A 25,273-nucleotide genomic window follows, 5' to 3' on the forward strand; every position below is an offset into this window, starting at 1 on the left:
GACTGAACCATAAGACCGCCCTTCGAGGCGGTCTTTTCGTTTCATCTTGTCGCGAGTTAGCCTTTGGCGCGGCCCTTATGCCCCGACACGTCGCTGCCCGCGTTTGCGGGTAGGGTGAAATAGACCAATCCACCGAGGGCGCTAAGGGCGCCGACCGCGAAGAATGCGATCTGGAAGTTTATCAGCGTTAGTTCGCCACCGGTGAAATGGCGCGTGATCTCGATCACGGCACCCGCCACAGCAACACCGAAGGCGACCGACAACTGCTGGGACACCGCCACAATGGCGGTGGCTTGGCTGGCTTCTTCATCGGAAATGTCTGCGTAGCCCAGGGCGTTCGACCCCGTGAAAAAGATCGAGCGGAGTACGCCGCCGAATACGATTACGCCCATCATGACCGCCGCCGCTGTTTCGGCTGTGAACAGACCCTGCGCGCCGATGAGAAGGCCGCCTAACACCGCCGAGACGCCCAGGACGCGCGGGAAACCCCAGCGGGCGTAGACACGTTCGGCAATGAACTTGCTCCCCATCGCGCCGAGCGCCGACACGAAAGTGATGGCCCCACTTTCAAATGGGGTCATGCCAAAGCCGAGTTGCAACATCAGCGGTAGGAGGAACGGAACGGCTCCCACACCGATGCGAAACACCGATCCGCCCGTTATCGAGGATCGGAAAAGCTTGTGGCGCAACAGCTTGGGATCGAGCAGGGGATAGGTCACGCGGCGTGCGTGCAGCACATAAAGGGCAGTAGCAACAAGTCCAATCGCCAGTGTCAGATAGCCATAAGTGATGGGAACGGCTGGAAGGCTGATCACGGACAGACCGAATACCGTGCCCGAGAAGGCGACGGCGGCGATGAGAAACCCGACCAGATCGATTGGGCGCGGTGTGCGCTCATCCGGCACTTTTAGGTAGATGCCCGAAAAGATGATCCCGGCGATACCAATCGGGATGTTGATCCAGAAGATCCAATGCCAGCTGAGATATGTCGTCAGAAAACCGCCGATGAGCGGTCCTGTCACCGGGGCAATCAGCGCGGGGACCGTGAGCCAAGCCATGGCCGAAACGAGTTCGTTTCTGGGCGTTGAGCGCACGAGCAGCAAGCGGCCGACGGGTGTCATCATGGACGACCCGATGCCCTGGAAAAAGCGCGATGCCACAAAGGTCTCGAGCGAATTTGCAAAGGAGCATGCCAGCGACCCCAGCATGAAAACGAAGATCGCCAGACGAAAGATATTCTTCGCTCCGAAACGGTCGGCCATCCACCCGCTAATAGGGATGAAGATCGCCAGCGCCACGAAGTAAGCCGTCAGCGCCAACTTTAGGGCGATGGGCTCAGATCCGATATCGGCTGCAATTGCAGGTAGGCTGGTGGCGATGACAGTCGAGTCCATCTGTTCCATGAACAGAGCGACCGCCAAAATGAGCGGGGTGACGCGGATCACAAGGCTAACCAATGAGTCTATGGAAAGGGCAGGCAGAAGCCGAAGCAATTATGGTGGGTTTGACCTCCTGCGGCCAGCCCGATCCATCTTAAATCGTTCGTTCTATCGAACTCTATTCTTACCTTCGCTTTTTGCGACTGACAATTTCGCATCGGCGCGGCGAATAAGCGTCTCTGGCGTGTCTTCTGCCTCAAGCTCTGCAACGCCCACGCTGATGGTAATGTCGACGGGGACCCCACCGAGCATGAACGCATCGTTGGCCACGGCGGCACGCAATCGCTCGGCCATAATATGCGCTGCCAATATCTCAGTTCTGGGCAGGATGACGTAGAACTCCGCGTCGCCCATGCGGCCAATGACGTCTTGACGTCTCAATAGGCTTTGGCATCGCTCAACCAGCATGGCGAGGACTTTATCGCCCGCAGCATAGCCATATTGAAGGTTGATTTTCTTGAAGCTGTCGATGTCCAAAATCATGACAGCGAGAAAATTCTTGTTGTGAAGCGCACGATTGAACTCGCTGCGAATGATCGCTGCACCATGTTCGCGTGTGAATACTTCAGTAATCGCGTCCGATTGTTCGACGATAGTGACTTCCCGCGCGACTCGAGAAATCTCGAAAAGTAGAAAGACAATGATCGTGCAGGCAACAATTATTGCCATCAAGACCAGTGCATGGTCGGCGAAGGGGAAGGCGTCAGGAATATGGTCAGACCAGCGTTGGGCCTGTGAAACTTGGTGAAGCGCAAAAACGATGATGCTCAACATCGCTATTGTGCGCAGGAAACCTAAGCGCGCTGCGGCCGATCGAAAAGCATTGGTAATTCGGGAGATAGCGCGAATTCTCAAGCTGCTCTCCTGAAGCCGAAACCCATGTTGGGCTGCATAATAGTTCCCCACCGGAAGACTATGAATAGTGCCAATAGCTATTTACTAAGTGATTTAAGTTTGTCGCGCTATTACATCAAATGTGTCGATGAGCTTCTGATTGTGTCCCCTTACCAATCAGACGCACTCAGGCACTAGGCAAGTCGCCACTCCGGTGGTATGCACCATCGCCAACCTGAACCCGCGACGATCTCCGCGCCGGTTCACATTCCAACATCTCTGTACTGACAGTAGGCAGGAAGGTTCTGGCCTTGGCAAAGATTATTACCACTATCACTGGCGATGCCGCGCTCACGTTTGACGACGTGCTCCTCCAGCCTGCGCGCTCTGACATTCTGCCGACCGAAACCGACATTTCGACCTACGTGACCAAGGATATCGCGCTCAAGCTGCCGATCCTTTCCTCGGCCATGGATACCGTTACCGAAGCGAACATGGCGATTGCTATGGCGCAGGCCGGTGGCATGGGTGTTATCCATAAGAACCTGACCGCTACTGAGCAGGCGGAACAGGTTCGCATGGTCAAGTCGTTTGAAAGCGGCATGGTCGTAAACCCGATCACCATTGGTCCCGATGCGACCTTGGCGGATGCGCTCTCGCTCATGCAGAAGAGCCGTATCTCGGGTATTCCTGTTGTCGAAAACGGCGGTAAGGGCGGTCGGTTGACTGGCAAGCTGGTTGGTATCCTCACTAACCGCGACGTGCGTTTCGCAAAGAGCCCAGCACAGCCGATCTCGGAACTGATGACTCATCAGAACCTGATCACGGTCCGTGAAGGCGTTTCGAAGGAAGAAGCGCAGGTTCTGCTGCATCGTCACCGCATCGAGAAGCTGCTGGTCGTCGATGAAGACTACCGCTGCATCGGTCTGATCACGGTTAAGGACATGGAGAAGGCTCAGCTCCACCCGAACGCCGTCAAGGACGAACAGGGCCGCCTACGCGTAGCTGCTGCCTCGACCGTCGGTGACAATGGTTACGAACGCTCGCAAGCCCTGATCGACGCTGGTGTTGACCTGCTGGTCATCGACACCGCCCACGGTCACTCGGTGCGCGTTGCCGAAGCTGTCGAGCGCATCAAGCGCGAAAACAATAATGTCCGCATTGTAGCGGGCAATGTTGCGACTGCGGAAGCCACCAAGGCCCTCATCGATGCTGGCGCTGACGCCGTTAAGGTCGGCATTGGTCCGGGCTCGATCTGCACTACCCGTATCGTCGCCGGTGTTGGCGTTCCGCAGCTTGCGGCCGTTATGAGCTGTGCGGAAGAAGGCGCAAAGGCCGGCATTCCTGTCATCGCAGACGGCGGCATCAAGTTCTCGGGCGACATGGCCAAGGCACTTGCTGGCGGTGCGGCCTGCGTCATGGTTGGCTCGCTGCTCGCAGGGACTGACGAAGCTCCGGGCGAAGTGTTCCTCTACCAGGGACGTTCGTATAAGTCTTACCGCGGCATGGGCTCGGTCGGAGCAATGGGTGCTGGTTCGGCTGACCGTTACTTCCAGCAGGACGTGCGCGATCAGATGAAGCTCGTTCCTGAAGGCATTGAAGGTCAGGTTCCGTATAAGGGCCCGGCTGGCGCGGTTCTCCACCAGCTCGCTGGCGGTCTGCGTGCATCCATGGGCTATACCGGCGCGCACAATCTCAAGGACTTCCGCGAGAACTCTGTGTTCGTCAAGATTTCTGGCGCTGCACTGAGCGAAAGCCACGTCCACGACGTGACCATCACCCGCGAAGCGCCAAACTACCGCTCCGGCCGCTAAGTCTTTTAGCCGGTTGAAATTGAAGGCCTCTCCCGCACGGGAGGGGCCTTTTTGTTTTGGGAGTTCTTACACTAACCCACAGCGCGCTTCAGGCTTACAGTTTGTGGCGATGGGGGAGGAGCTGCGCCATGCGGAGCAATGTCAAATCTGAGCAGATCAAAATGACGGCAGCATTTTTGAGCAATTTAAGCTCAGGCAGCATTTTAGCCTCGCTTGTCGCGCCATATGTCGGGTTTGTGACGCGCACTGCGCAAACCAGAGCTGACTGGCGGAACATTGTCGCTGGTTGTTTGTTAGGCGTAACAATCGGTGCTATTCTTTTCGTTGAAGCGCAGTGCAGTCTTGCAAAGCTGGAGCATCTCCATGATTGAAACGATCCTATTGTGGCTCTGGGGACCCCTTGTTCTGGTCTTTGTGTTGGTGCTCGTTCGCGTTACTTCGCACTTTCAAGACAACGCTCACCGCAAGCGCCACCATCCGGCTGAATAACCTCGCTGAAGACGAAACATCCTATCTTTCGGCGCGTTAGCCTCGCATCCCGACTCTCTTCAAGAGCTTTGCCAAATGCCGCTAACTGCGAAAATTCTGCTATTTGCCGTTGTCGCTCAAGTGATCCTCACGCTCGTCATCTTGGTTTTGATGGGGCGGGAACGGGTGCCTCGCATTGCACGCGGTGAAATCCGCATGGCGGATGTTGCGGTTGATCGAACCGCCTATCCGCTGAAAGCGCGTTTGCTTTCAAACTCCTTCGACAATCAATTCCAGCTCCCCGTGCTGTTCTATGTGGCCGTTGTGCTGTCGCTACAGATTGGCGCGGTCGGGTGGATTGAAGCGGCGCTGGGCTGGCTTTTCGTGGCGTCTCGCTATATCCACGCTGGCATACACGTCACTACCAATAATCTGCCAAAGCGGTTCGTGGTCTATTGCACCGGCCTTGTCGTGCTCGCCCTGTTCTGGCTATGGCTCCTCATTCGCATTCTCTTAGCCTGAGTATTTGTCCATGCGTCTTCCCGGCCGTATCGCCGCCGCCATTGTAGTTCTGTCCGATGTGGAGCAGCGCAAGCGCCCGGTTTCAGAAGCGCTCAAGGCTTGGGGTATCAACAACCGTTTCGCTGGCGCAGGTGACCGCGCCGCTATCGGCAATATCGTCTACGACGCATTGCGTTCGCGGTCCTCACTCGCAGCGGCCATGGGCGCAGACACCCCGCGCGCCCTTGTGTTGGGCGTTATCCTGCGAGGCTGGGGCGAAAGCCCGGAGGCGCTCAACGAGCTGTTTGCTGCGGATAGCCATGCGCCAGAAGCGCTGAGCGCTGAAGAAATCGCTGGCGCGACCGCCGATCTTTCGAGCGCGCCGGAACACGTCCAGGCCGATTTGCCCGAATGGCTCATACCGTCACTCAAGCGCGCTTTTGGCGATGATTTTATTGCCGAAGGTCATGCCATGACTGGCCGTCCGTCGCTCGATATTCGTGCCAACGCGCTGAAGGCGACATCGCAAAAGGTCGCAAAATCGCTGGCGCGTTTTACCCCTGAAGAAACTGCGATTGCGCCATTCGGTCTGACCATGCCGGCCGGTCCACGCGATGCGCGGACGCCCAATGTCACAACCGACGAAGGCTACCTTAAGGGTTGGTTTGAAGTTCAAGATCAGGGCAGCCAGATCGTTTCGGCTTTGGCTGGCGCCAAGGAAGGCGAACAGGTTCTCGATCTTTGCGCTGGGGCAGGGGGCAAGACCCTCGCGCTGGCCGCGACCATGGGCAACACCGGGCAGATCTTCGCCTATGACAGCGACCGCTCGCGTCTGGCGCCGATCTATGACCGCCTCAAGCGCAATGGCGTGCGCAACGCACAGGTTCGCGCTCCGAACCCTGGCGCGCTCGACGAGTTGATCGGCAAGATCGACCGCGTCGTTGTTGATGCGCCCTGCACCGGTACGGGTACTTGGCGCCGTCGCCCGGACACCAAGTGGAAGCTCACTCCAGAGCTGATCGCTTTGCGTCAGTCTGAACAGGCTGCCCTTTTGGAACAAGCTCTGACCTTCCTGAAGGTGGGCGGAACGTTGGTTTATATTACCTGCTCCGTTCTCCCCGAGGAGAACGATGATCAAGTCGTTGATTTCGTTAAGAGCCACGCCAATGTCGAAACCGTCCCGATGGCAACAGCTTGGCGCAAGGCTTTGATCTCGGACTTGCCTGAAGGTTTGGAGACCCCAGCCGGTGGCTTGATGCTAACGCCAGCACGCACCAACACCGACGGTTTCTACATCCACCTGCTGCGCAAAAAGGCATAAACCGCCCTCCGCATTGAACTTTACGACAAACTCGGCGTTCTCCTCCCAAATGGGCCTGGAGAACGCTAATGTCCGCCGCGACAACTGACTACCGCACGCCACAATCCTGGATTGTCCTCGCTGTCTTCATTGTCGCTGTCGTGGGGATCGGTAGCTTTATCGGCACCCAAACCCCTCCCGGTCCTTGGTTCGAGAGCTTGGCTAAGCCCTCGTGGAACCCGCCGGGTGCAGTGTTTGCCCCCGTCTGGACCATACTTTATGTCATGATCGCTATCGCTGGTTGGCGCGTGGTCATGGACAATCCCAAATCCAAAGCCATGATGCTGTGGTATGCCCAGATGGTGCTGAACTTTCTGTGGTCGCCCGTGTGGTTCGGGGCGGAAATGCCGTGGCTCGCCTTCGGCATTATTGTGGTGCTCTGGGTAACAATCGTCGCCTTCATTTTGACCGTGCGCCATCGCGATATGCTCGCGGCGTGGCTGTTTGTGCCCTATCTGGCGTGGGTGAGTTTTGCGACGGTCCTCTGCGGCACAATCGCCGCGATGAACAGCTAAGCCTTGCGAAACTGAGGGAGCGATCTGCTCCCTCGATTTTGTAACGCAAGTCTGCGCATCACTGGTCTTGCGGAATCCCGAAACTGGCTGTAAAGCCCGGCCATGCAGCACCCAGACACCGCCCCCACCGACACCATCCTCATTGTCGACTATGGCTCGCAGGTCACCCAGCTGATCGCGCGTCGTATCCGCGAGACTGGTGTTTACTGCGAAATCCATCCGTTCCAGTCCGCAGACGCCGCTTTTGCGGCGATGAACCCCAAAGGCGTGATCCTTTCGGGCTCCCCAGCGTCGACACTCGATGAGAACGCTCCACACATTCCAGAAGTCATCTTGACTTCTGGCCTGCCAATCTTCGGCATTTGCTACGGTCAGCAGGCCCTCTGCATGGCGCTCGGTGGCAAGGTCGAAGCCGGTCACCACCGTGAATTCGGTCGCGCCGAAGTTGTCGTCTCCAAGCCTAGCGCGCTTTACGAAGGCGTATGGGATGACGGTGCCGCCCACCAAGTTTGGATGAGCCACGGCGACCGCGTCGTTTCCCTGCCAGAAGGCTTTGAAGTCGTTGGGACGTCGCCGAATGCGCCGTTCGCGATGATTGCGAACGAAGAGAAGAAAATCTGGGGCGTTCAGTTCCACCCTGAAGTGGTTCACACTCCAGATGGCGCTAAGCTCTTCCAGAACTTCGTGCATAAGATTTGCGGCCTCCAGTCCAACTGGACCATGCAGGCCTACCGCCAGAAGATGATCGACAAGATCCGCGAACAGGTCGGTTCCGGTCGCGTTATCTGCGGTCTCTCCGGCGGCGTTGATTCCTCCGTTGCCGCTGTTCTGATCCACGAAGCCATTGGCGATCAGCTCACCTGCATCTACGTCGACCACGGTCTGATGCGTATGAACGAAAGCGAACAGGTCGTGACCATGTTCCGCGATCAGTTCAACATTCCGCTGGTTCACGTCGACGTTTCCGACAAGTTCATTGGCGAACTTGAAGGTCAGGTCGATCCTGAAACCAAGCGCAAGATCATTGGCCGTCTCTTCATCGAAACCTTCGAAGAAGAAGCCAAAAAGCTCGGCGGCGCAGAGTTCCTCGCCCAGGGCACGCTTTATCCAGACGTCATCGAATCTGTGTCGTTCACCGGTGGCCCGTCGGTCACCATCAAGTCGCACCACAATGTGGGTGGCTTGCCAGAACGCATGAACATGAAGCTGGTCGAGCCGCTGCGCGAGCTGTTCAAGGACGAAGTCCGCCAGCTTGGTCGCGATCTCGGTATTCCGGATAGCTTCATTGGCCGTCACCCATTCCCGGGTCCAGGCCTTGCGATCCGTTGCCCGGGCGGCATCACCCGCGAAAAGCTCGACATTCTGCGCAAGGCAGATGCGATCTATCTCGACGAAATCCGCAAGTCTGGTCAGTACGACAAGATTTGGCAGGCATTCGCCGTACTGCTGCCGGTTCAGACCGTTGGCGTGATGGGCGATGGTCGCACCTATGAATTCGTTTGTGCTCTGCGCGCCGTGACCTCGGTCGATGGTATGACGGCTGACTTCTATCAGTTCGACATGAATTTCCTCGGCAAGACCGCGACCCGTATCATCAATGAAGTCCGTGGCATCAATCGCGTCGTCTACGACGTGACGTCCAAGCCACCCGGCACCATTGAGTGGGAATGATCTCCCGCACCTGATTTGAAAGTGCCGGTAGAGCGATCTACCGGCACTTTTTGTTTGTTGTCGTTGGTTTGCAACTCCGCCTCCGGTCGACGCGTTATTATGGTGCCAATAAGGCAAAAAGTGTCGGTTGGCGTCAGTGCCGGTTGAAGAGTTCCTTTACTGCAGCAGAGTCTGTGATTTCAGATTTGCAGCCGTTTTTGCGACACTCTTTCGACGGCGGGCGCCGATAGGGGGTTAAGCGAAGTGACGAACCATCTCTCCATTGTGTCATTGCAGGCTGGGCCTCCTCCCAACAAGACCGACACGCAGTCCCGCTTACCAGTCGGTGATTTGGCGTCTACTATTGTCTCTGCCTTGCCTTCGCCGGCTGCTGTGTTGAACCGACAGGGTCTAGTCTTGGCGATCAACGCTCAATGGCAGGACGCCAACACTCAGGCTGAAGCCACAAGCATTGGAAATTCCTGGCTGAACCTTGTCGAGCCGGGGGATCGCTATGTGGCGCTTTCGTGCTTTTCTGAGGCAGCTGCCAATGCCCGCACCTCGATTGAATTGCGCCTGCTCACCCGGTCTGGATCATCCCGCTGGCATGTGGTCACATTGAGCCCACTGACCGCCGACACCCTGCTCTGCTTGGCCACGGACATCGATGCCATTCGCCGCCGTGAGGCTTTGCTCGAGACCAAGGCTTCGATGCAGACACAGATGCTCGACATCTCCGTAGATTGCATCAAGCTCATCACGCCCGATGGCATGGTCTTGCATATGAACAAGTCTGGTTGTCGCGCGCTGGGGGTGCCAGAAGGCTCATCCTTTGGAATGCCCTGGTTGGATCTTTTGCCCGACGATGTCCGCGAGGCCGGTCGAGCGGCCATTGAAGCTGCGCGCAATAGCAACATTGGTCGTTTTGCGGGTCGAAGCGTCATTCCCAGGCAGGCACCGCAGCACTGGGACAATAGTTTGACCCCAGTTTTGGATGCCAATGGGCAAACCACTGCGATCTTGGTGGTCTCGCGTGAGGTCACCGCACAGCACATGGCAAATCAATCTCTCAGGCAGAGTGAAGAGCGGCTGAGCATGGCAGCCAATGTTGGTGGCCTAGGGATTTGGGACTACGACATTCGCGCCGACAAAATGGTTTGCGATGACAATTGGTATCGCATCGTCGGCCGCGACCCCGCGCAGCCGATCTCGTCAGTGGCCGAATTTGGACCGATGATCCATCCCGATGATGTTCAGATCGCCACGGAGGTGCGTCACACCGCTGAAGAGCTGCTCGCCACAGGTGAAGACTACCGGATCGTCTTCCGCGTGGTGCACCCTGACGGTGAAGTCCGCTGGGTGCGCTCGGCAGCGGCGATACAAACGCAAGACGGGCAGGCGGTGCGGGCGACCGGGTTCATGGTTGATGTCACTGAGAGCGTGCTGCGGGAACAGGCCCTGCAGGAGCAAAATCAGCGTTTGCTGATTGAGCGCGAATCTCTGGCGCTATTGAGTTCTCAAGATGCGCTAACGGGCGTTGCCAACCGTCGTGAACTTGATGATCGGCTTGGCAAGCTTTGGGCGGACGCCAAATCGACTGGAATTCCATTGGCGATTGTTATGGTCGATGTCGACCACTTCAAAGAATTCAACGACCATTATGGCCACCTAGCGGGAGACGCTGTACTCAAGCGGGTAGCCGAAGCACTGCTCTCGCTGACCCGGAGCACGGACCTTGTCGCCCGTTACGGGGGCGAAGAGTTTTTGATGGCTCTACCGGGCGTTATTCGGCCTGTCACTGTGCTCAACCGCATCAACGAAGTGGTCCGCGAGTTGGATGTCAATCACATCTCCTCGCACACAGGGCGCCTAACAGTTAGCGCCGGATGCGCCGTTGGAGAGAATGTTGAAGGATATGTCGAACACTTAATCGCGCGGGCCGATGAGGCGCTTTATCAAGCCAAACAGCAGGGCCGCGACAGATATGTGATCAACACCGCGGGGGAAGCCTAGAATAGTCCAACGAGACGCAGCCTATGGATGTTTGCAATCCGGGGACCTCATGCTAAAGCTGCCGGGAAATTTCGAACCAATTCAGGTTGCCAATGTCTCAGGACAATATCTTCCGCGAAATCGATGAAGAACTGCGCACAGACCGTATTCGGTCCATGTGGAAGCGGTATGCTCCTTTTGTCATTGGCGGTGCCGTCGCGATCGTCGCTCTGGTAGCGGTCAACGAAGGCTGGAGCTGGTATACGAAATCACAGTCGGCAGCGGCATCAGAAGAACTCTATTTGGCCTATGATGCGGCCGAAAATGGTGATCTTGAAGCGGCTCGCGCTCAGCTCGAAGCCATCTCGGCTAAGGGCGGCGGCTACGCTGTTTTGGCGCAGTTCCGCGCTGCAGCACTTCTGGGCGAACAGGGCGACTCGACAGCCGCCGTTGCCGCCTATGATGGTGTCGCCAACACCCAGTCCAACCCGCGCCTGCGTGAGCTGGCTCTCTTGTCGGCCGCTCAATTGCTCGTCGACACGGGCACACTGGCTGACGTTGAAGCGCGCATTGCAACGCTGGCAACTGACGACAATCCACTGCGCCGTGTGGCGCGCGAACTGCTGGGCCTGGCTCAGTATAAGGCTGGCGAAGGCGAAGCGGCTCAGGCCAGCTTCGAAGCGGTTCTGAATGATCCGCTCGCTGCTCAGTCTACGCGCAGCCGCATGTCGTTCTATCTTGCACAAATGCTCTCGGAAGGCGTTGTCACTGCTGACGCGCCTGCCGCCGATGAGGCTCCAGCCGCTGACGAAGCGCCTGCGGCTGAAGAAGCCCCGGCAGCTGAATAACATACCCCTTGAAGGGACGCCGCCATGACGGTTACCGTTGCCATTGTCGGCCGCCCAAACGTAGGCAAGTCGACCCTATTCAACCGGCTCGTTGGTCGTAAGATCGCGCTGGTTGACGACACCCCCGGCGTCACGCGTGACCGCCGTGAAGCTGAAGGTCATATTGCCGATCTTACCTTCCGTGTTCTTGACACGGCAGGCTATGAAGACGTTCGTGACGGCAGCCTAGAAGATCGCATGCGCCAGCAGACTGAGCTGGCAATCAATGAAGCCGACGTCATCCTGTTCATGATCGACGCGCGCGCTGGCGTTGTGCCGCTCGACGAACGCTTTGCGCAGGTTCTGCGTAAGGCGGGCAAGCATGTCCACCTCGTGGGCAATAAGGCCGAAGCCAAGGCTTCCGAGCATGGCCTCGTGGAAGCGTTCAAGCTCGGCTTTGGCGAGCCGATCGCGCTTTCGGCAGAACATGGTCTTGGTCTTTCTGAACTCTACTCCATCGTTTCGGCTGCTATTGATAAGGCTGCTGAAAAGAAGGCGCAGGAAGAAGCTGACGCTGCAGCTGGCGAGCAGTCCGATCTCGACTTCCTGCCTGAAGTTGATGTCGATATCACTCCCGACATGCTCGAAGGCGAAGGCGACGACGCAACACTGCGTTGGAACCCGAAGCGCTATTTGAACGTCGCCATCGTTGGCCGCCCGAATGCGGGCAAGTCGACTCTCGTCAACCGCATGGTTGGCGAAGAACGCGTTCTGGTCGGCCCGGAAGCCGGCATCACCCGCGACAGCATTCTCGTTCCATGGGAATGGGAAGGCCGCACGATCAACCTCGTCGATACCGCCGGTATTCGTCGTCGTTCGCGCGTTCAGGAAAAGCTGGAAAAGTTGGCAGTAGGCGACAGCCTGCGCTCGCTGCAATACGCGGAAGTCGTTGTGCTTATGCTCGACGCGACGATCCCGTTTGAAAAGCAGGATTTGGCTCTGGCCGATCTTGTGGAACGTGAAGGCCGCGCCATGGTCATCGCGCTCAACAAGTGGGACCTGATCGAAGACAAGAACAAGACGCTCACTGAGCTGCGTGAAGAATGCGAACGCCTGCTGCCGCAGGTGCGCGGTATTCCGCTCGTGACGCTTTCTGGCCTCACCGGCAAGAATATCGACCGTCTGATGGAAGCGATTTTCGAGGTGGAGCGTTCCTGGAATGCTCACGTTTCGACCTCGCGCCTCAACCGTTGGCTTTCGGGCATGATCGAGAGCCATCCACCTCCGGCAGTTGCTGGTCGTCGTCTCAAGATGCGTTACATGACGCAGGCCAAGACCCGTCCGCCTTCGTACATCATTTTCGCTTCGCGTCCCGAAGTCGTCCCGATGAGCTATCAACGCTATCTTGTGAACGGCCTTCGTGAAGCCTTCGGCATCAAGGGTTCGCCTATCCGTATTTGGCTGCGCGGCGGCAAAAACCCCTACGCGCCAAAAGACTAAGCGTTTCGGTTCGGAGCTAGCTCCAAAAGTAAAGAGGGGGGCGAGGGATTGTAAGGCAAACTTACTCCCTCGTCCCCTATTCACATCTGGACCGTGATCCCTATACTGGCGCGGTCGTAACAGCCCGTCATTGGTCACGGCCTGCCAATTTTGCACTTTGTTGCTTACAGAGATCCTCATCGTCGTCGTTCTGATTCTCGTGAACGGCGCCTTGGCCATGTCAGAACTGGCCGTCGTTTCTTCCCGTCCCGCCCGCCTCAAGGTCATGGCTGACCAAGGCAATAAAGGCGCAGCTACCGCAATGCGTCTCGCGGAAGAGCCTGGGAAGTTCCTTTCATCCGTCCAGATCGGTATTACGCTGGTCGGCATCCTTTCGGGTGCCTTCTCCGGTGCAACACTCGGTGCGCGCTTAACCGTCTGGCTTTACTCCGTTGGCGTTCCGACCAACATCGCCGATGTCGCTGGTGTTGGTGTCGTAGTCGTCCTGATCACCTACGGCTCGCTGATTTTGGGTGAGCTGGTGCCCAAGCAAGTGGCGCTGCGTAATCCCGAACTGGTTGCGTCGCGCGTTGCCCAGCCCATGTATATCTTGGCCAAGGTCGGTACGCCGGTCGTTTGGCTCCTCGATATTTCGGGCAAGCTGGTACTGCGCCTGCTCGGTCAGAGCGGTCAGAGCGAAGAGGTTGTGACGGAAGAAGAAGTCCGTACAATCATCGCTGAAGCTACCACTGCCGGTGTTCTTGAAACCGAAGAGCATTCGATGATTTCGGGCGTTATGCGCCTCGCGGATCGTTCTGCTCGCGGCATCATGACCCCACGTCCTGACGTGGTGACGATCGATATTCGCGACCCTTACGAAGTGAGCTTGCAGACGATTCTGTCGACGAACCACACCAAGGTTCTCGTTGCCGATGGTGATGAAGATTCGATCATGGGTGTGATCTCGCTCTCAGACCTGCTGCCAGCAATGGCGACCGGACAGCAGCCCGATCTGCGCAAGCTCGTGCGCTCTATGCCGGTGGTCATGGAACACGCTGATGCCTTCGACGTCGTCGAAGCCATTCGCAACTCTTCAGCCCAAATGGCGCTCGTTGTCGACGAATATGGTCACTTTGAAGGTATCGTCACCTATGGCGATATTCTCGAAGTCATTACAGGCGTTTACAACGAAGAGCCCGGTGACGAACCCGCTATCGCACAGCGTGATGACGGCTCGTGGCTGGTAGCCGGTTGGATGCCTGTCGATGATCTGTCGGAGCGCTTCAAGCTCAACATCCCCAAGGATGCGCGCTACGAAACGCTCGCCGGTTACATCCTATCCATTCTCAATCACCTGCCAAAGCTGGGTGAGAGTTTTGAGCGGGACGGTTGGCGTTTTGAGGTGATCGACCTTGATGGTCACCGCATCGATAAGGTGCTGGTGACAGCGGTCGCCCCCGCGGCTTGAGACGGTCGAACAGAATAAGAAAAGGGCCCGTACCGGAATGGTGCGGGCCCTTTTGAGTTGCAGTGTCTGCTGCGATTAGATCGCTTCGAATGCCTTGGTTTCGATATTGAAAACCTTGCCGTTTTCCGTGACCGAGGCGCTCAGCAGATCGACAATTGCCGGAGCAATGTCAGACGGTTGGGGCAGGGTGTTTGGATCTTCACCCGGCATAGCCTTGGCGCGCATCGCTGTGCGGACAGCACCCGGATAGAACACATTGGCGCGCACATTGGTGGTGCTGATTTCACCCGAATACGACTTCACCAGCGCCTCAAGTGCAGCCTTGCTGGCTGCATAAAGGCCCCAGAAAGGCTTTGCGGAGCGCGCTGACGAGGAAGAGACGAAAACCGCACGACCAGCGTCGGCCTGGCGCAAAAGCACGTCCAGCGAACGCAGGAGGCGATAATTGGCGGTGACGTTGACCGAGAAGACCTTGTCGAACTCGTCAGGCTTTAAATGCGCTACCGGGCTCAACACGCCCAGAAGGCCAGCATTGGCGACAAGACCGTCCAGCTTGCCCCAACGCTCGTAGATGGCCGCGCCAATGCGATCAATGGCGTCGCCATCGCGCAGGTCGAGCGGAACGAGGGTTGTCGAGCCGCCAATCGCCTGAATGGCGTCGTCTAGCTCTTCAAGGCCGCCCACCGTGCGGGCGATGGCAATAACATGTGCGCCGCGTCGAGCCGCCTCGAGGGCAGTGGCGTAGCCAATGCCGCGCGAGGCCCCGGTGACGACAATGACCTTGCCAGCAAGTTCAGTATTTTCAGACATTAACCAGCCACCTTCAGAAGCGAAGCTTTGTGTGGGTCGTGCTTAGACGTACCATTCATGTCCGTCAAAGCCGTTGGATAATCGCCTGTGAAATAATGGTCGGTGAACTGCGGAGCTTCTGGATTCCGCTTTTCGCCACCAACGGCCTCGTACAGGCCATCGATAGAGATGAACTCCAGCGAATCCGCGCCGATGAATTCACACATCTGCTGCAGTGTTTCGTACTGATTGGCGATCAGCGTTTCCGGGTCCGGAGTGGCAATGCCATAGTAATCGGAGTGATAAATCATCGGGCTGGCGACGCGAAGGTGAACCTCGGTGGCACCCGCATCGCGGATCATCTGCACGATTTTGACCGAAGTGGTGCCGCGCACGATAGAATCGTCCACCAGCACGACGCGCTTGCCAGCAATGACAGCGCGGTTGGCCGAATGCTTGAGCTTGACGCCGAACGCACGGATTTGCTGGGTCGGCTCGATGAAAGTGCGGCCCACGTAGTGGTTGCGGATAATGCCAAGTTCGAAGGGAATGCCGCTCTGCTGGGCGTAGCCGATCGCAGCTGGGGTACCGCCATCGGGGACGGGCACGACAACGTCGGCGACGACGGGCGCTTCCTTGGCCAGGTTAGCGCCCATGTTTTTGCGGGCTGTATAAACACTACGGCCCGAGACCATGGAGTCCGGGCGCGCAAAATAGACATATTCAAAGAGGCAGGGCCGTTCGGGCTGGGTATCGCGCGGCTTGCGGGCATCGATGGTCACAGTGCCATCGGGCTGCAATTCGCAGATGATCACTTCGCCATTTTCAACGTCGCGGACATAGGTCGCGCCGATGATATCGAGGGCGCAGGTCTCAGAGGCAAAGATTGGTTTGCCGTCGAGATCGCCCATGACCAGCGGACGAATGCCGACTGGGTCGCGCGCCGCCATCAGCTTGGTGCGGGTCAGCGCCAACATGGCGTAGCCGCCTTCCATCTGGCGAACAGCATCGATGAAGCGGTCGGTCGAAGAGGTCTGGCGGGAGCGGGCGATGAGGTGGAGAACGACTTCAGTGTCGGAGGTCGACTGGCAGATTGCGCCGGTCGCGATGATCTGGCGACGAAGGGTCAAGCCATTGGTGAAATTGCCATTGTGGGCAACCGCAATGCCACCGGCATCAAGTTCTGCAAAGAGCGGCTGAACATTGCGCAGGGCAACTTCGCCAGTGGTGGAATAGCGGGTGTGGCCGATGGCCATGGGGCCGGGGAGACCGGCGAGAACGGCTGGGTCGGTATAGTGATCACCCACGAGGCCCATGCGCTTTTCCTGATGGAAGCGCTCGCCGTCGAAAGAAACGATACCGGCCGCTTCCTGGCCGCGGTGCTGGAGAGCATGCAAGCCGAGCGCCGTCAGGGTGGCAGCTTCAGGGTGTCCTAAAATGCCAAACACCCCGCACTCTTCATGCAGGGTGTCTCCATCAAGGTCGAAAGCGTCATCTGCGAGATGGGTCACCTTGGGTCTCCTTGCAGTTGGACCGAGCTATTCCATAACAGGAATGGGGCTCGTTTACGCCAGCTGTTGAGCCCCGCCAATAGCCCATTTTGCTATGGCTAGCAAAATGACAGTTTCGTTCGCCCGCCTAAGCGGTTGAGGCGAATGATTCTTAGTTCTGCGGTGTCGCTGGCAATGTGGTGATTGACGGCGAAGCGGCTGGCGCAGGCGCGACAGTGCCATTGCCGACAGCTTCGGGTGGAAGAGCCACAGGCGCTTCCGTATCGTCGGTCAGATTGCCGCCGCCGCCACGCAGAATGTCGGTGACCTGAGCTTCAAGCCCATCTGGCAGCATAGAAATCAGGGTGGTGCCCATGTTCTGCAGATGTGGGCGAGTCTGCGCTTTGTCAGCCCATTCCGGCAGGTTGGTTCCCAAGAGCCACACGCCGAAGATGGTGATGACAATCGAAATCAGAATGCCGCGCAACACGCCAAAGACGAAGCCAAGCGTACGGTCGATCGGCCCAATGCGGCTATCGATGACAAAGTCAGCAATGCGCATAGTCAAAAGGTGGAGCACAATCAACGAGATGATGAAGCTCAGCACAACAGTGGCAATGTCCGCGACGACCGGCTCCGCAATGTAGCCGCGCGCGATTTCAGGGTGGTACTGCCACATGTAGACGGCGATAGCGGCAGAGCCAGCCCATGTCGCCAGCGAGAGAACCTCGCGTGTAAGGCCTCGTGCGGTCGCTAAAATAGCGGAAATGAGCACCAGTACACCAACACCAACGTCAAATGCAGTTAGCATATGTTCTCGCCTACTTGTCCGAGCCGACAGTCAATTGAGGCAGCTTTAACGGAGTTAGCGGAGCCTGCCAAGGCTGTGTAAAAGCCAGCAAGCAAAAGTCCACGGAAACCGTTTGTTTACCATCCTTCTGCCTCGGGCTCGGGAATAGCACGCTGCCCCTTGGCTGCAATGGCACTCACCATGTCGGCCAATTGCGCATATTCAGTGACCATGAGGTTTTTGCTCTTATCGGCCTTGCCTAATTTGCCTGTCGCAACGGAGCCAAACCCCAGCTTTTCTGCCTCTCTCAGGCGTAGCCCAGCATGGGAAACCGGGCGAACGCCGCCCGCCAAGGAGATCTCGCCGAAGTAGGCAGCGTCTTGCGGAAGGGGAGAATTGGTGAGCGAGGAGATCAGTGCTGCGGCAACAGCAAGGTCAGCAGCGGGCTCGTTGATTTTGAGGCCGCCGGCGACGTTAAGGTAGATGTCATTGGCGCCGATACGGACGCCGCAGCGGGTTTCGAGAACCGCTAACACCATGGAAAGACGTTGCGAATCCCAGCCAACGACAGCGCGGCGAGGGGTGCCGAGGGGGGAGGGCGCGACGAGCGCTTGGATTTCGATGAGCAGGGGGCGGGTGCCCTCCATCCCTGCAAAGACGGCTGAACCGGCGGAGTTTTTATCGCGCTGATCAAGGAAAAGTGCTGATGGATTAGCGACTTGCTCGAGACCGCCCTGGGTCATCGTGAAGACGCCGATCTCATCGGTGGCGCCGTAACGGTTTTTCACGCCACGCAAAATGCGGAAGGTGTGGCTGGCGTCGCCTTCAAAATAAAGAACAGCGTCAACCATGTGCTCGACCACGCGTGGCCCGGCGATGGAGCCGTCCTTGGTGACGTGGCCAACCAGAACGACAGCCGCGCCCGTTTTCTTGGCGACACGGGTGAGAGCCTGAGCCGAAGTGCGGACCTGCGTGACGGTGCCGGGAGCGGAATCAACCCGGTCGGTCCACAGGGTCTGGATCGAATCGATGATCACGAGATCGGCTGGCGGGCCCTCTTCGAGAGTGGCAAGAATGATTTCGACATTGGTTTCCGCCGCCAGCAGAACACCCGTGTCCGCAAGGCCAAGTCTTTGAGCGCGCAAGCGAACTTGCGCGACCGCTTCTTCACCCGAAACGTAGATGACGCGTTTCCCCTGGCGGGCGAGGGCGGCAGCGGACTGGAGGAGCAGGGTCGATTTGCCGATCCCTGGATCGCCGCCAACGAGCAGGGCTGAGCCTTTAACAAAGCCGCCGCCGGTCACTCGATCGAGTTCGGCAATGCCGCTGACGACACGGGCTGCGCCTTCGGTTTCACCGGCGAGAGACACCAGCGTTGTGGCGCGGCCACCGGCCTTGGCGGATTTGGGGCCTGCACCGACGCCAGAATCGACAACCTCCTCGACAATGGTGTTCCACTCACCACACGCGTCGCACCGCCCCTGCCAACGGCTCGAAACCGCGCCACATGCCTGACACAAGAACGAAGATTTCAGTTTAGCCAAGGTGGTTACTTTCCTCTGGGGCGCGGCTGGGCGGATAGGTGGCTTCTGGCTGGCATTCACTGGCTTCTCGATGGGCACGCCATTGGCCTTTTGGGGCCTGAGTGCCAACAAAGAAGGGAGCGCCAAAACAGCAAAACCACCTGCTATTGGGCCGGAGCCTAACAGCAAGTGGTTTCAAAAAACAAGAACAAAGGCGGAACTTTGTGATCAGCCCTGTGGGTGGGGCTGAGACGGCTGGCTTGGTGGCAGCGCGCCATCACCAATGTAGATGCGATTATAACGCCCTTTTAGGGCGGTGAGGATTTCATAGCCGATGGTGCCTGCAGCGTCGGCCTGATCGTCGATTGGAACATTGGCGCCGAGCACTTCAACGCCTTCGCCCGGCGTGGGGAGATCAGAGCCAAGTTCGGTGATGTCGACGATGGTCAGGTCCATCGAGATTTTGCCCACTATCGGGCAGAGGCGACCGCGCACGAAGACCTTGCCGCCCGGACGCTGATTGGTGCCAGAGAGAGAGCGGAACAGACCATCGGCATAGCCGTGACCGATGACGGCGAGGCGCGACGGGCGATTGAGCGTATAGGACGCGCCGTAGCCTACGGTTTCACCCGTGCGACCTTCAATGACCGACAGAATCGGAACATGGAGCGTCACGACATTGGCCATTGGGTTCTTGCGACCCGCAACGGCTCGGCCGCCGTAAAGAGAGATGCCGGGGCGAACCATTTGGAAATGGTAGTCGCGGCCGCTCATCAGCCCGGCCGAATTGGCCAGCGAAGCCGGAATGCCGGGGAATTGCTGCATAACCGAGCCAAAGAGCGCCAGTTGGGTGCGGTTCTTCTCGTGGTTCGGCTGATCGGCACAAGCCAAATGGCTCATGATCATCTGCGGGGCAAAGCCGAGCTTTTCGATCTTTTCGCGCACGGCGCTGGCTTCGCTGAGCCGGAACCCCAAGCGATTAATGCCGGTGTCGAAATGGAAGGCGGCCGGATAGGCCTCATTGCGTTCGACGCATTTGGCGAGCCATTCCTCGAGCATTGGCATAGAGCCAAGGACGGGCATGAGGTTCTGGCGAATGTAAAGGTTCGCCGCCCCCGGATAGAGCCCGTACAGCACAAAGATATGCGCTTCTGGAACGGCGGCGCGAACTGCCAATCCCTCATCGGGCGTGGCCACGAAGAAGAAGCGCGCGCCAGAGGCGTAAAGCGCCTTACTCGCAGCTTCCGTCCCGGTGCCATAGGCATCGGCTTTGACGACTGCAGCCGTCAATGCACCCGCGCTCACCTTGTCGAGCGCGCGCCAATTACGGGCAAGAGCGCCCAGATCAATGCTCAGTTGGCCGCCAAGGCCGGAGGTCAGAGTCATACCTATTCCATGCGTTCGGGCAGATAGTCTGCCCGAGCAAGATTACCAAAGCGGGTAAATTGCGCTTCGAAGCTGAGCTGAACAGTACCGGTGGGGCCGTGACGCTGCTTGGCGACGATAACTTCCGCCTTGCCGTGCACTTGCTCCATTTCCGCCTGCCAAGTCAGGTGTTCGGGCGTCCCCTCTTTGGGCTCCTTGTTCTTGAGATAGTATTCTTCGCGGTACACGAACATTACAACGTCCGCGTCCTGCTCGATAGAACCCGATTCGCGAAGGTCGGAAAGCTGCGGATGTTTGTCATCGCGCGTTTCAACCTGACGCGAGAGCTGGGACAGGGCGATCACTGGGCACTCCAGCTCCTTCGCCATGGCCTTGAGCGTCGTGGTGATTTCGGTCAGTTCCTGCACGCGGTTCTGCTGGGAGGCTTTTGACGAGCCCGAGAGCAGCTGCAAGTAGTCGACGATCAGGAGGTCGAGCCCCTTTTGGCGCTTCAAACGACGGGCGCGCGCGGCGAGCTGGGCGACCGAGATACCGCCGGTATCGTCGATGTAGAGCGGCACCTTGCTCATCATGTTTGACACGTCGACCAGCTTGGCGAATTGCTCGTCGTGAATACGACCGCGGCGGATGTCGGAGGAAGAGACTTCCGCCTGCTCGGCCAGAATACGCGTTGCGAGCTGTTCGCTACTCATTTCGAGCGAGAAGAAGCCAACGACGCCGCCAGCGACGGTTTTCATATTGCCGTCTGGCTGCACTTCGGCACGATAGGCGCTGGCGACGTTATAAGCGATATTGGTTACCAGCGAGGTTTTACCCATCGCCGGACGTCCTGCCAGAACGATCAAGTCAGAGCGCTGGAGGCCACCCATTTGTTTGTCGAGGTCGTGCAGAGCAGTCGCCACACCCGATAGACCACCGTCACGGGCAAAGGCTTCGCCCGCCATCTGGATCGAGGCGCTCAGCGCTGCGCCAAAGGCCTGGAAACCACCCTCTGCACGCCCCTTTTCAGCGAGCTGGAAGAGTTCGCCTTCGACCTTTTCGATCTGCTTGGTTGGCGTGGTTTCAATGTCCGCATCATAGGCGGTCTGCACCATTTCTTCGCCAACCTGGATGAGGCTGCGGCGAATGGCGAGGTCATAGATGGCCTGACCGTAATCGAGCGCGTTCAAAACCGTCGTCGCTTCTGCCGCCAAACGCGACAGATATTGCATCATGGTGACGTCGGGGAGCAGCTGATCTGGCAGGTGGGTTTTGAGCGTTGCCGGCTCCGCAGCTTTACCAGCGCGGATGATTTTACCAGCGAGTTCATAGATCTCGCGGTGAATGGGCTCGTAAAAATGCTCGGACTGTAGAAAATCGGAAACGCGGTAAAACGCGTCATTATTGATCAGGATTGCGCCCAGCAGCGCCTGCTCAACATCGACGTTATGCGGTGCGACGCGGAACGATTTTTCTTCTGCTGTGGGATGTAGACGGGCGATCTCAGCCAAAGCGCACTCCTGATGTTCACCGTATCAATGTCAGGCGAGTTTGCAGTGAGTCTGGCTTACGTCCCTAGGGTTAACGTCTCTGACCATGCTCTCGAATAACCCAATGTGAAGACTGGGAACAGTGGGGATAACTTAGGTACGAATTTAGCTAAGTCTATGGCCGAACGTGTCAACGGACAAAAGAAAAAGCCGAGCCAAAAGGCCCGGCTTTTCCAAAGGGGTCGTCGCGTACCGAAGATTAGTCTTCGAAACGGTCGTCCTGTTCTGCGTCCTTCTGGCCAGCAGCGAAATCGCCGTTGTCTTCCAGATCGAACGAGTGAACGGTGACGTCTTCGCCAGCTGCCTGACGCTCAGCTTCGTCAGCCGAACGAGCGATGTTGACGGTGATCTTAACAGCAACGTCCGAGTGCAGGTTCAGCGGAACGGTGTGAACGCCAACGGTCTTGAGAGCGTCTGGCAGATCAACCTGGTTGCGCTGGATAACAAAGCCGTCAGCTGCGAGAGCTTCGACGATGTCACGCGATGCAACCGAACCGTACAGCAGGCCGGTTTCGCCAGCCTGGCGAACCATAACGATGCTGTGGCCGTTGAGGCCTTCAGCAATGCCAGCAGCTGCGGTGCGGCGTTCTTCGTTGCGCTGTTCGATGTGAGCACGCTCAGCTTCGAACTTCTTGCGGTTTGCTTCGGTTGCGCGCAGTGCCTTGCCCTGTGGGAGCAGGAAGTTACGTGCAAAGCCGTCCTTTACGGTGACTTCGTCGCCGATGGTGCCGGTGCGGCCGATGCGTTCGAGCAGAATGACCTTCATGTCATTTATCCTTTTGGCTGTCCCGTTTCCGAGAAACGGTTAGGAGCCGCGGACCATCCGCGACCCCAACAATGAGTTTTCGAAAGACGGTTAGGTCTTACGATACGACGTATGGCATCAGGCCGATGAAGCGCGCGCGCTTGATGGCACGAGCCAGTTCACGCTGCTTCTTCGCCGAAACGGCGGTGATGCGCGAAGGAACGATCTTGCCGCGTTCCGAAACGTAACGGGACAGCAGACGAACGTCCTTGAAGTCGATCTTTGGCGCGCCTTCACCCGAGAATGGGCAGGTCTTACGACGGCGCTGGAACGGACGGCGAGCCTGGGAAGTGGTCAGGTCTTTAATAGACATTGTTCTCGTTCCTTATATCTTAGAAGCGGCGTGGGCGACGTTCGCCCGAGAAGCCACCACGATCACCGCCACGGGCGTTGTCGCGGTCATCACGATCGCGCTTCTGCATCATTGCCGATGGGCCTTCTTCAAGCTCTTCAACAGCGATGGTCATGAAGCGCAGGATGTCTTCATTGATGCGCATCTGGCGTTCCATTTCAGCAACGGCAGCCGGAGTGGCGTCGATGTTGAGCAGGGTGTAGTGAGCCTTGCGGTTCTTCTTGATACGGTACGCGAGACCCTTGAGGCCCCAGTATTCGTTCTTGGTGACCTTGCCACCGTTCTGGCCGAGGATTTCGGTCAGCGCAGCGGTCAGTTCTTCAACCTGCTGCTGAGAAACGTCCTGGCGAGCCAGGTAAATGTGTTCGTAAAGGGCCATGGATGCGCCTTCCTTTGGATTTGAACCAAGCATTCTTCTGGCGCGGAGCCCCTTCGAAGCCGGAAAGGCATCAAAGCAGTCTTGCAAAGAGCGGGAACACGGGAGGCCGGACTTTTTGACGGTCCTATCTTGTCCTTATGGGCAAGAGCCCAAACGGCAAAACCCTCCGTTCAGCCCCCGGCCAAACGAATTGCTGGGTGGGCTATAGGAGGTTCATGGGGGAAGATCAAGCAGAAACGCTGTGGTTTTGGTCTGTGGCGACAGCTTTGTGAAGGGCAGCCGGAGCCTTGTCTGGCCACCCATGCTGCCGCTGTATTAGCGGTTTTGACGCCGGTCGGGGACAGGCGAATTGACCATCTGCTGGGTTTCGTCGGTGAAGGCGATAACGCGGTCACGCCCAGTGCGCTTGGCGAGATAGAGGGCGTTATCGGCACGACGCAGCATTTCAACGCTGTCAGCGCCAGGGCCGAATTCGGCGACGCCAAAGCTCATGGTGAAGGGCACGGGTTTCTCGACCGCGTCAAACACCTCTACGCCCAACAGACGTTTGCGAATGCTCTCAGCATGGCGCACGGCATTTTCCAAAGTGCCGTTGATAACGATGGCAAATTCTTCGCCCCCGATTCGTCCTGCGCCTTCGTTGCGGCCCAGGCCCTCGCGCAGCTCGAAGCCGACGTTGCGCAACACGTCATCACCGACATTGTGGCCGAAGGTGTCGTTGATGGTTTTGAAGTGGTCGATATCGCCCATGATCAGGCAGAACGGGGTGGCGCGATAAACGGCATTATTGAGGACTTCGATCGTGCCGCCACGATTGAGGAGGCCTGTGAGCGAATCTTGGTTGGCAAGCTGCTCTAGATTGTGGTGGGCGGTGCGCCAGCCGGAATTGATGATGGTGATGGCCAGAGTGCCAATCGCGATCATGGCTATAGATAGACGGAAGGAGGTCAGTGCGTCCGCATCGGTGAGGTCATAGCCAAGATCGATACCGCCGAGGGGAGCTGCGATCAGCATAAAGGTAATAATGATCGCGCTGATTGCGGCGGCGGCAAAAGCGCGGAACACGATAGCGCACCAGATTAGGCCCGGAATGACGTAATTGGGCGAGCCGGGCCCGCCAATGAGCACCATGAAGCCAACGAGCAGGAACGCGCAGGCGAGCGCTGCATATTGATTATTGCGTTGGTTCGCATTGGCCGAAAAGAAGCGGAGGCGGCGCGTCGTGCCAATGTTGGCGGCCAGCAGTACGGGCAGATAGATAGCGTAATTGACCAACTCGGCCGCGAGCCACACCATAAAGGAGTGGGAGGCATCCATATTAAAGTGCGTCGGGCCAATGATTGCCCCCGCCATCGCTGTGGCGACGGAGGCGCAGGTCATAATGAAGATAATGATGATGGCGTCGTCGGGGCGGGCGAGGGTCAGCGTTTCGCGTGTCAGGACACGCGCAAGGGCTGCGCCGACGAGAACGCCCACCATATTCGCCCCATTTAAGATGAGGGCGAGATTGACCGGCGCGCCGGTTGTTAGATCTGCAATCACATAGGCCGCTGCGGCGACAATCCACGTTAGCGCCGTGACGGATTGCGCGCGCAGGAGCACAAAAGACAGCAGGATCGCGTTCGCTGGCCATATGCTGGCCAAGGAAAAAATCATTCGAGACTGAATGCCGACGTAGCACGCCAGCAAAATAACTATGCCCAAGAATAGGTTATCGAGGACCCAAGGCCTGACGAGAGGGACGGCACTCAATCTTTTCGATGACCACTGCATGACTTATGGTGCTCTTAAATTTTGTCGTTGTGGAACAGTTCCAAGTGGTTCTGTGGGCTTTGGGGATACGCGCGACGCCTTGACTCCGTCGCATGTAGGTTGCAAAGCCG

General features: G+C 57.8%; 23 protein-coding genes. 11 read left to right on the forward strand and 12 right to left on the reverse strand.

Annotation, left to right across the window (positions count from 1 at the left end):
* Nucleotides 1-56: 56 nt before the first annotated feature.
* Both JHC09_RS09800 and JHC09_RS09805 read right to left on the reverse strand, forming a co-directional pair.
* Complete coding sequence (locus tag JHC09_RS09800; RefSeq protein WP_199531805.1) at nucleotides 57-1,445, reverse strand: MFS transporter; 1,389 nt, start codon at nucleotides 1,443-1,445, stop codon at nucleotides 57-59.
* 102 nt (nucleotides 1,446-1,547) lie between these two features.
* A complete protein-coding gene (locus tag JHC09_RS09805) occupies nucleotides 1,548-2,294 on the reverse strand; it encodes a GGDEF domain-containing protein (protein WP_199531806.1) in 747 nt (248 codons plus the stop codon).
* Nucleotides 2,295-2,584: 290 nt separating this feature from the next.
* Between JHC09_RS09805 and guaB the strand changes: the two genes are divergently transcribed.
* The 11 genes from guaB (at nucleotide 2,585) to JHC09_RS09855 (ending at nucleotide 14,347) form a co-directional block, all read left to right on the forward strand.
* Nucleotides 2,585-4,087, forward strand: a complete 1,503-nt coding sequence (gene guaB / locus JHC09_RS09810; RefSeq protein WP_182395167.1) for an IMP dehydrogenase — start codon at nucleotides 2,585-2,587, stop codon at nucleotides 4,085-4,087.
* Nucleotides 4,088-4,215: 128 nt separating this feature from the next.
* The gene (locus JHC09_RS09815) at nucleotides 4,216-4,458 is read left to right on the forward strand and encodes a hypothetical protein (RefSeq protein ID WP_199531807.1); all 243 of its coding nucleotides are present in this window, start codon (nucleotides 4,216-4,218) and stop codon (nucleotides 4,456-4,458) included.
* Nucleotides 4,451-4,576, forward strand: coding sequence for a hypothetical protein (locus JHC09_RS17060; RefSeq protein WP_282567682.1), 126 nt, complete (start codon nucleotides 4,451-4,453; stop codon nucleotides 4,574-4,576). Before JHC09_RS09815 ends, JHC09_RS17060 begins: the two co-directional genes overlap by 8 nt.
* 75 nt (nucleotides 4,577-4,651) lie before the next feature.
* Complete coding sequence (locus tag JHC09_RS09820; protein ID WP_169196681.1) at nucleotides 4,652-5,077, forward strand: MAPEG family protein; 426 nt, start codon at nucleotides 4,652-4,654, stop codon at nucleotides 5,075-5,077.
* 10 nt (nucleotides 5,078-5,087) lie between these two features.
* Nucleotides 5,088-6,377, forward strand: coding sequence for an RsmB/NOP family class I SAM-dependent RNA methyltransferase (locus JHC09_RS09825; protein WP_199531808.1), 1,290 nt, complete (start codon nucleotides 5,088-5,090; stop codon nucleotides 6,375-6,377).
* A 68-nt stretch (nucleotides 6,378-6,445) separates the two neighbouring features.
* Entirely contained in the window at nucleotides 6,446-6,931 is a 486-nt protein-coding gene (locus tag JHC09_RS09830) for a TspO/MBR family protein (RefSeq protein ID WP_199531809.1), read from the forward strand.
* Between the two features lie 102 nt (nucleotides 6,932-7,033).
* Nucleotides 7,034-8,602, forward strand: coding sequence for a glutamine-hydrolyzing GMP synthase (guaA, locus tag JHC09_RS09835; protein WP_169196684.1), 1,569 nt, complete (start codon nucleotides 7,034-7,036; stop codon nucleotides 8,600-8,602).
* Between the two features lie 243 nt (nucleotides 8,603-8,845).
* A complete protein-coding gene (locus tag JHC09_RS09840; protein ID WP_199531810.1) occupies nucleotides 8,846-10,594 on the forward strand; it encodes a diguanylate cyclase in 1,749 nt (582 codons plus the stop codon).
* Nucleotides 10,595-10,686: 92 nt separating this feature from the next.
* The gene (locus JHC09_RS09845; protein WP_169196686.1) at nucleotides 10,687-11,421 is read left to right on the forward strand and encodes a tetratricopeptide repeat protein; all 735 of its coding nucleotides are present in this window, start codon (nucleotides 10,687-10,689) and stop codon (nucleotides 11,419-11,421) included.
* Between the two features lie 24 nt (nucleotides 11,422-11,445).
* Complete coding sequence (gene der, locus JHC09_RS09850; protein ID WP_169196687.1) at nucleotides 11,446-12,900, forward strand: ribosome biogenesis GTPase Der; 1,455 nt, start codon at nucleotides 11,446-11,448, stop codon at nucleotides 12,898-12,900.
* A gap of 160 nt (nucleotides 12,901-13,060) precedes the next feature.
* Nucleotides 13,061-14,347 (forward strand): hemolysin family protein, encoded by a 1,287-nt coding sequence (locus JHC09_RS09855; protein ID WP_199531857.1) that lies wholly within the window; start codon nucleotides 13,061-13,063, stop codon nucleotides 14,345-14,347.
* Between the two features lie 75 nt (nucleotides 14,348-14,422).
* Here JHC09_RS09855 and JHC09_RS09860 read toward each other — a convergent pair whose 3' ends face one another.
* From JHC09_RS09860 to JHC09_RS09905, 10 genes are all read right to left on the reverse strand, one after another.
* Nucleotides 14,423-15,157, reverse strand: coding sequence for an SDR family NAD(P)-dependent oxidoreductase (locus tag JHC09_RS09860; RefSeq protein WP_182395176.1), 735 nt, complete (start codon nucleotides 15,155-15,157; stop codon nucleotides 14,423-14,425).
* Nucleotides 15,157-16,647, reverse strand: a complete 1,491-nt coding sequence (gene purF / locus JHC09_RS09865; protein WP_169196690.1) for an amidophosphoribosyltransferase — start codon at nucleotides 16,645-16,647, stop codon at nucleotides 15,157-15,159. Before purF ends, JHC09_RS09860 begins: the two co-directional genes overlap by 1 nt.
* Before the next feature lie 151 nt (nucleotides 16,648-16,798).
* Nucleotides 16,799-17,437 (reverse strand): CvpA family protein, encoded by a 639-nt coding sequence (locus tag JHC09_RS09870; RefSeq protein ID WP_169196691.1) that lies wholly within the window; start codon nucleotides 17,435-17,437, stop codon nucleotides 16,799-16,801.
* A gap of 116 nt (nucleotides 17,438-17,553) precedes the next feature.
* Nucleotides 17,554-18,960 (reverse strand): DNA repair protein RadA, encoded by a 1,407-nt coding sequence (radA, locus tag JHC09_RS09875; protein WP_169196692.1) that lies wholly within the window; start codon nucleotides 18,958-18,960, stop codon nucleotides 17,554-17,556.
* A gap of 207 nt (nucleotides 18,961-19,167) precedes the next feature.
* Nucleotides 19,168-20,325, reverse strand: coding sequence for an alanine racemase (gene alr / locus JHC09_RS09880; RefSeq protein WP_169196693.1), 1,158 nt, complete (start codon nucleotides 20,323-20,325; stop codon nucleotides 19,168-19,170).
* A gap of 2 nt (nucleotides 20,326-20,327) precedes the next feature.
* Nucleotides 20,328-21,815: a replicative DNA helicase gene (locus JHC09_RS09885; RefSeq protein WP_199531811.1), complete on the reverse strand. Its 1,488-nt coding sequence runs from the start codon at nucleotides 21,813-21,815 to the stop codon at nucleotides 20,328-20,330.
* A gap of 238 nt (nucleotides 21,816-22,053) precedes the next feature.
* The gene (rplI, locus tag JHC09_RS09890; protein ID WP_169196695.1) at nucleotides 22,054-22,620 is read right to left on the reverse strand and encodes a 50S ribosomal protein L9; all 567 of its coding nucleotides are present in this window, start codon (nucleotides 22,618-22,620) and stop codon (nucleotides 22,054-22,056) included.
* A 97-nt stretch (nucleotides 22,621-22,717) separates the two neighbouring features.
* Nucleotides 22,718-22,966, reverse strand: coding sequence for a 30S ribosomal protein S18 (gene rpsR / locus JHC09_RS09895; protein ID WP_182395940.1), 249 nt, complete (start codon nucleotides 22,964-22,966; stop codon nucleotides 22,718-22,720).
* A 25-nt stretch (nucleotides 22,967-22,991) separates the two neighbouring features.
* Nucleotides 22,992-23,390 (reverse strand): 30S ribosomal protein S6, encoded by a 399-nt coding sequence (rpsF, locus tag JHC09_RS09900; protein ID WP_169196697.1) that lies wholly within the window; start codon nucleotides 23,388-23,390, stop codon nucleotides 22,992-22,994.
* A gap of 315 nt (nucleotides 23,391-23,705) precedes the next feature.
* Nucleotides 23,706-25,046 carry a GGDEF domain-containing protein gene (locus tag JHC09_RS09905; RefSeq protein ID WP_199531812.1) on the reverse strand — a complete coding sequence of 447 codons (1,341 nt, stop codon included), beginning with the start codon at nucleotides 25,044-25,046 and terminating at the stop codon, nucleotides 23,706-23,708.
* Nucleotides 25,047-25,273: the final 227 nt, after the last annotated feature.

The organism is Devosia sp. MC532 (assembly GCF_016461625.1).
Lineage (GTDB): Bacteria > Pseudomonadota > Alphaproteobacteria > Rhizobiales > Devosiaceae > Devosia.

Coding starts and splice junctions, on each gene's coding strand:
- JHC09_RS09815 (WP_199531807.1), top strand. CDS start 4,216: ATGCGGAGCAATGTCAAATCTGAGCAGATCAAAATGACGGCAGCATTT.
- JHC09_RS17060 (WP_282567682.1), top strand. CDS start 4,451: ATGATTGAAACGATCCTATTGTGGCTCTGGGGACCCCTTGTTCTGGTC.
- JHC09_RS09820 (WP_169196681.1), top strand. CDS start 4,652: ATGCCGCTAACTGCGAAAATTCTGCTATTTGCCGTTGTCGCTCAAGTG.
- JHC09_RS09825 (WP_199531808.1), top strand. CDS start 5,088: ATGCGTCTTCCCGGCCGTATCGCCGCCGCCATTGTAGTTCTGTCCGAT.
- JHC09_RS09830 (WP_199531809.1), top strand. CDS start 6,446: ATGTCCGCCGCGACAACTGACTACCGCACGCCACAATCCTGGATTGTC.
- guaA (WP_169196684.1), top strand. CDS start 7,034: ATGCAGCACCCAGACACCGCCCCCACCGACACCATCCTCATTGTCGAC.
- JHC09_RS09845 (WP_169196686.1), top strand. CDS start 10,687: ATGTCTCAGGACAATATCTTCCGCGAAATCGATGAAGAACTGCGCACA.
- der (WP_169196687.1), top strand. CDS start 11,446: ATGACGGTTACCGTTGCCATTGTCGGCCGCCCAAACGTAGGCAAGTCG.
- JHC09_RS09860 (WP_182395176.1), bottom strand. CDS start 15,157: ATGTCTGAAAATACTGAACTTGCTGGCAAGGTCATTGTCGTCACCGGG.
- JHC09_RS09870 (WP_169196691.1), bottom strand. CDS start 17,437: ATGCTAACTGCATTTGACGTTGGTGTTGGTGTACTGGTGCTCATTTCC.
- alr (WP_169196693.1), bottom strand. CDS start 20,325: ATGACTCTGACCTCCGGCCTTGGCGGCCAACTGAGCATTGATCTGGGC.
- rplI (WP_169196695.1), bottom strand. CDS start 22,620: ATGAAGGTCATTCTGCTCGAACGCATCGGCCGCACCGGCACCATCGGC.
- rpsF (WP_169196697.1), bottom strand. CDS start 23,390: ATGGCCCTTTACGAACACATTTACCTGGCTCGCCAGGACGTTTCTCAG.
- JHC09_RS09905 (WP_199531812.1), bottom strand. CDS start 25,046: ATGATTTTTTCCTTGGCCAGCATATGGCCAGCGAACGCGATCCTGCTG.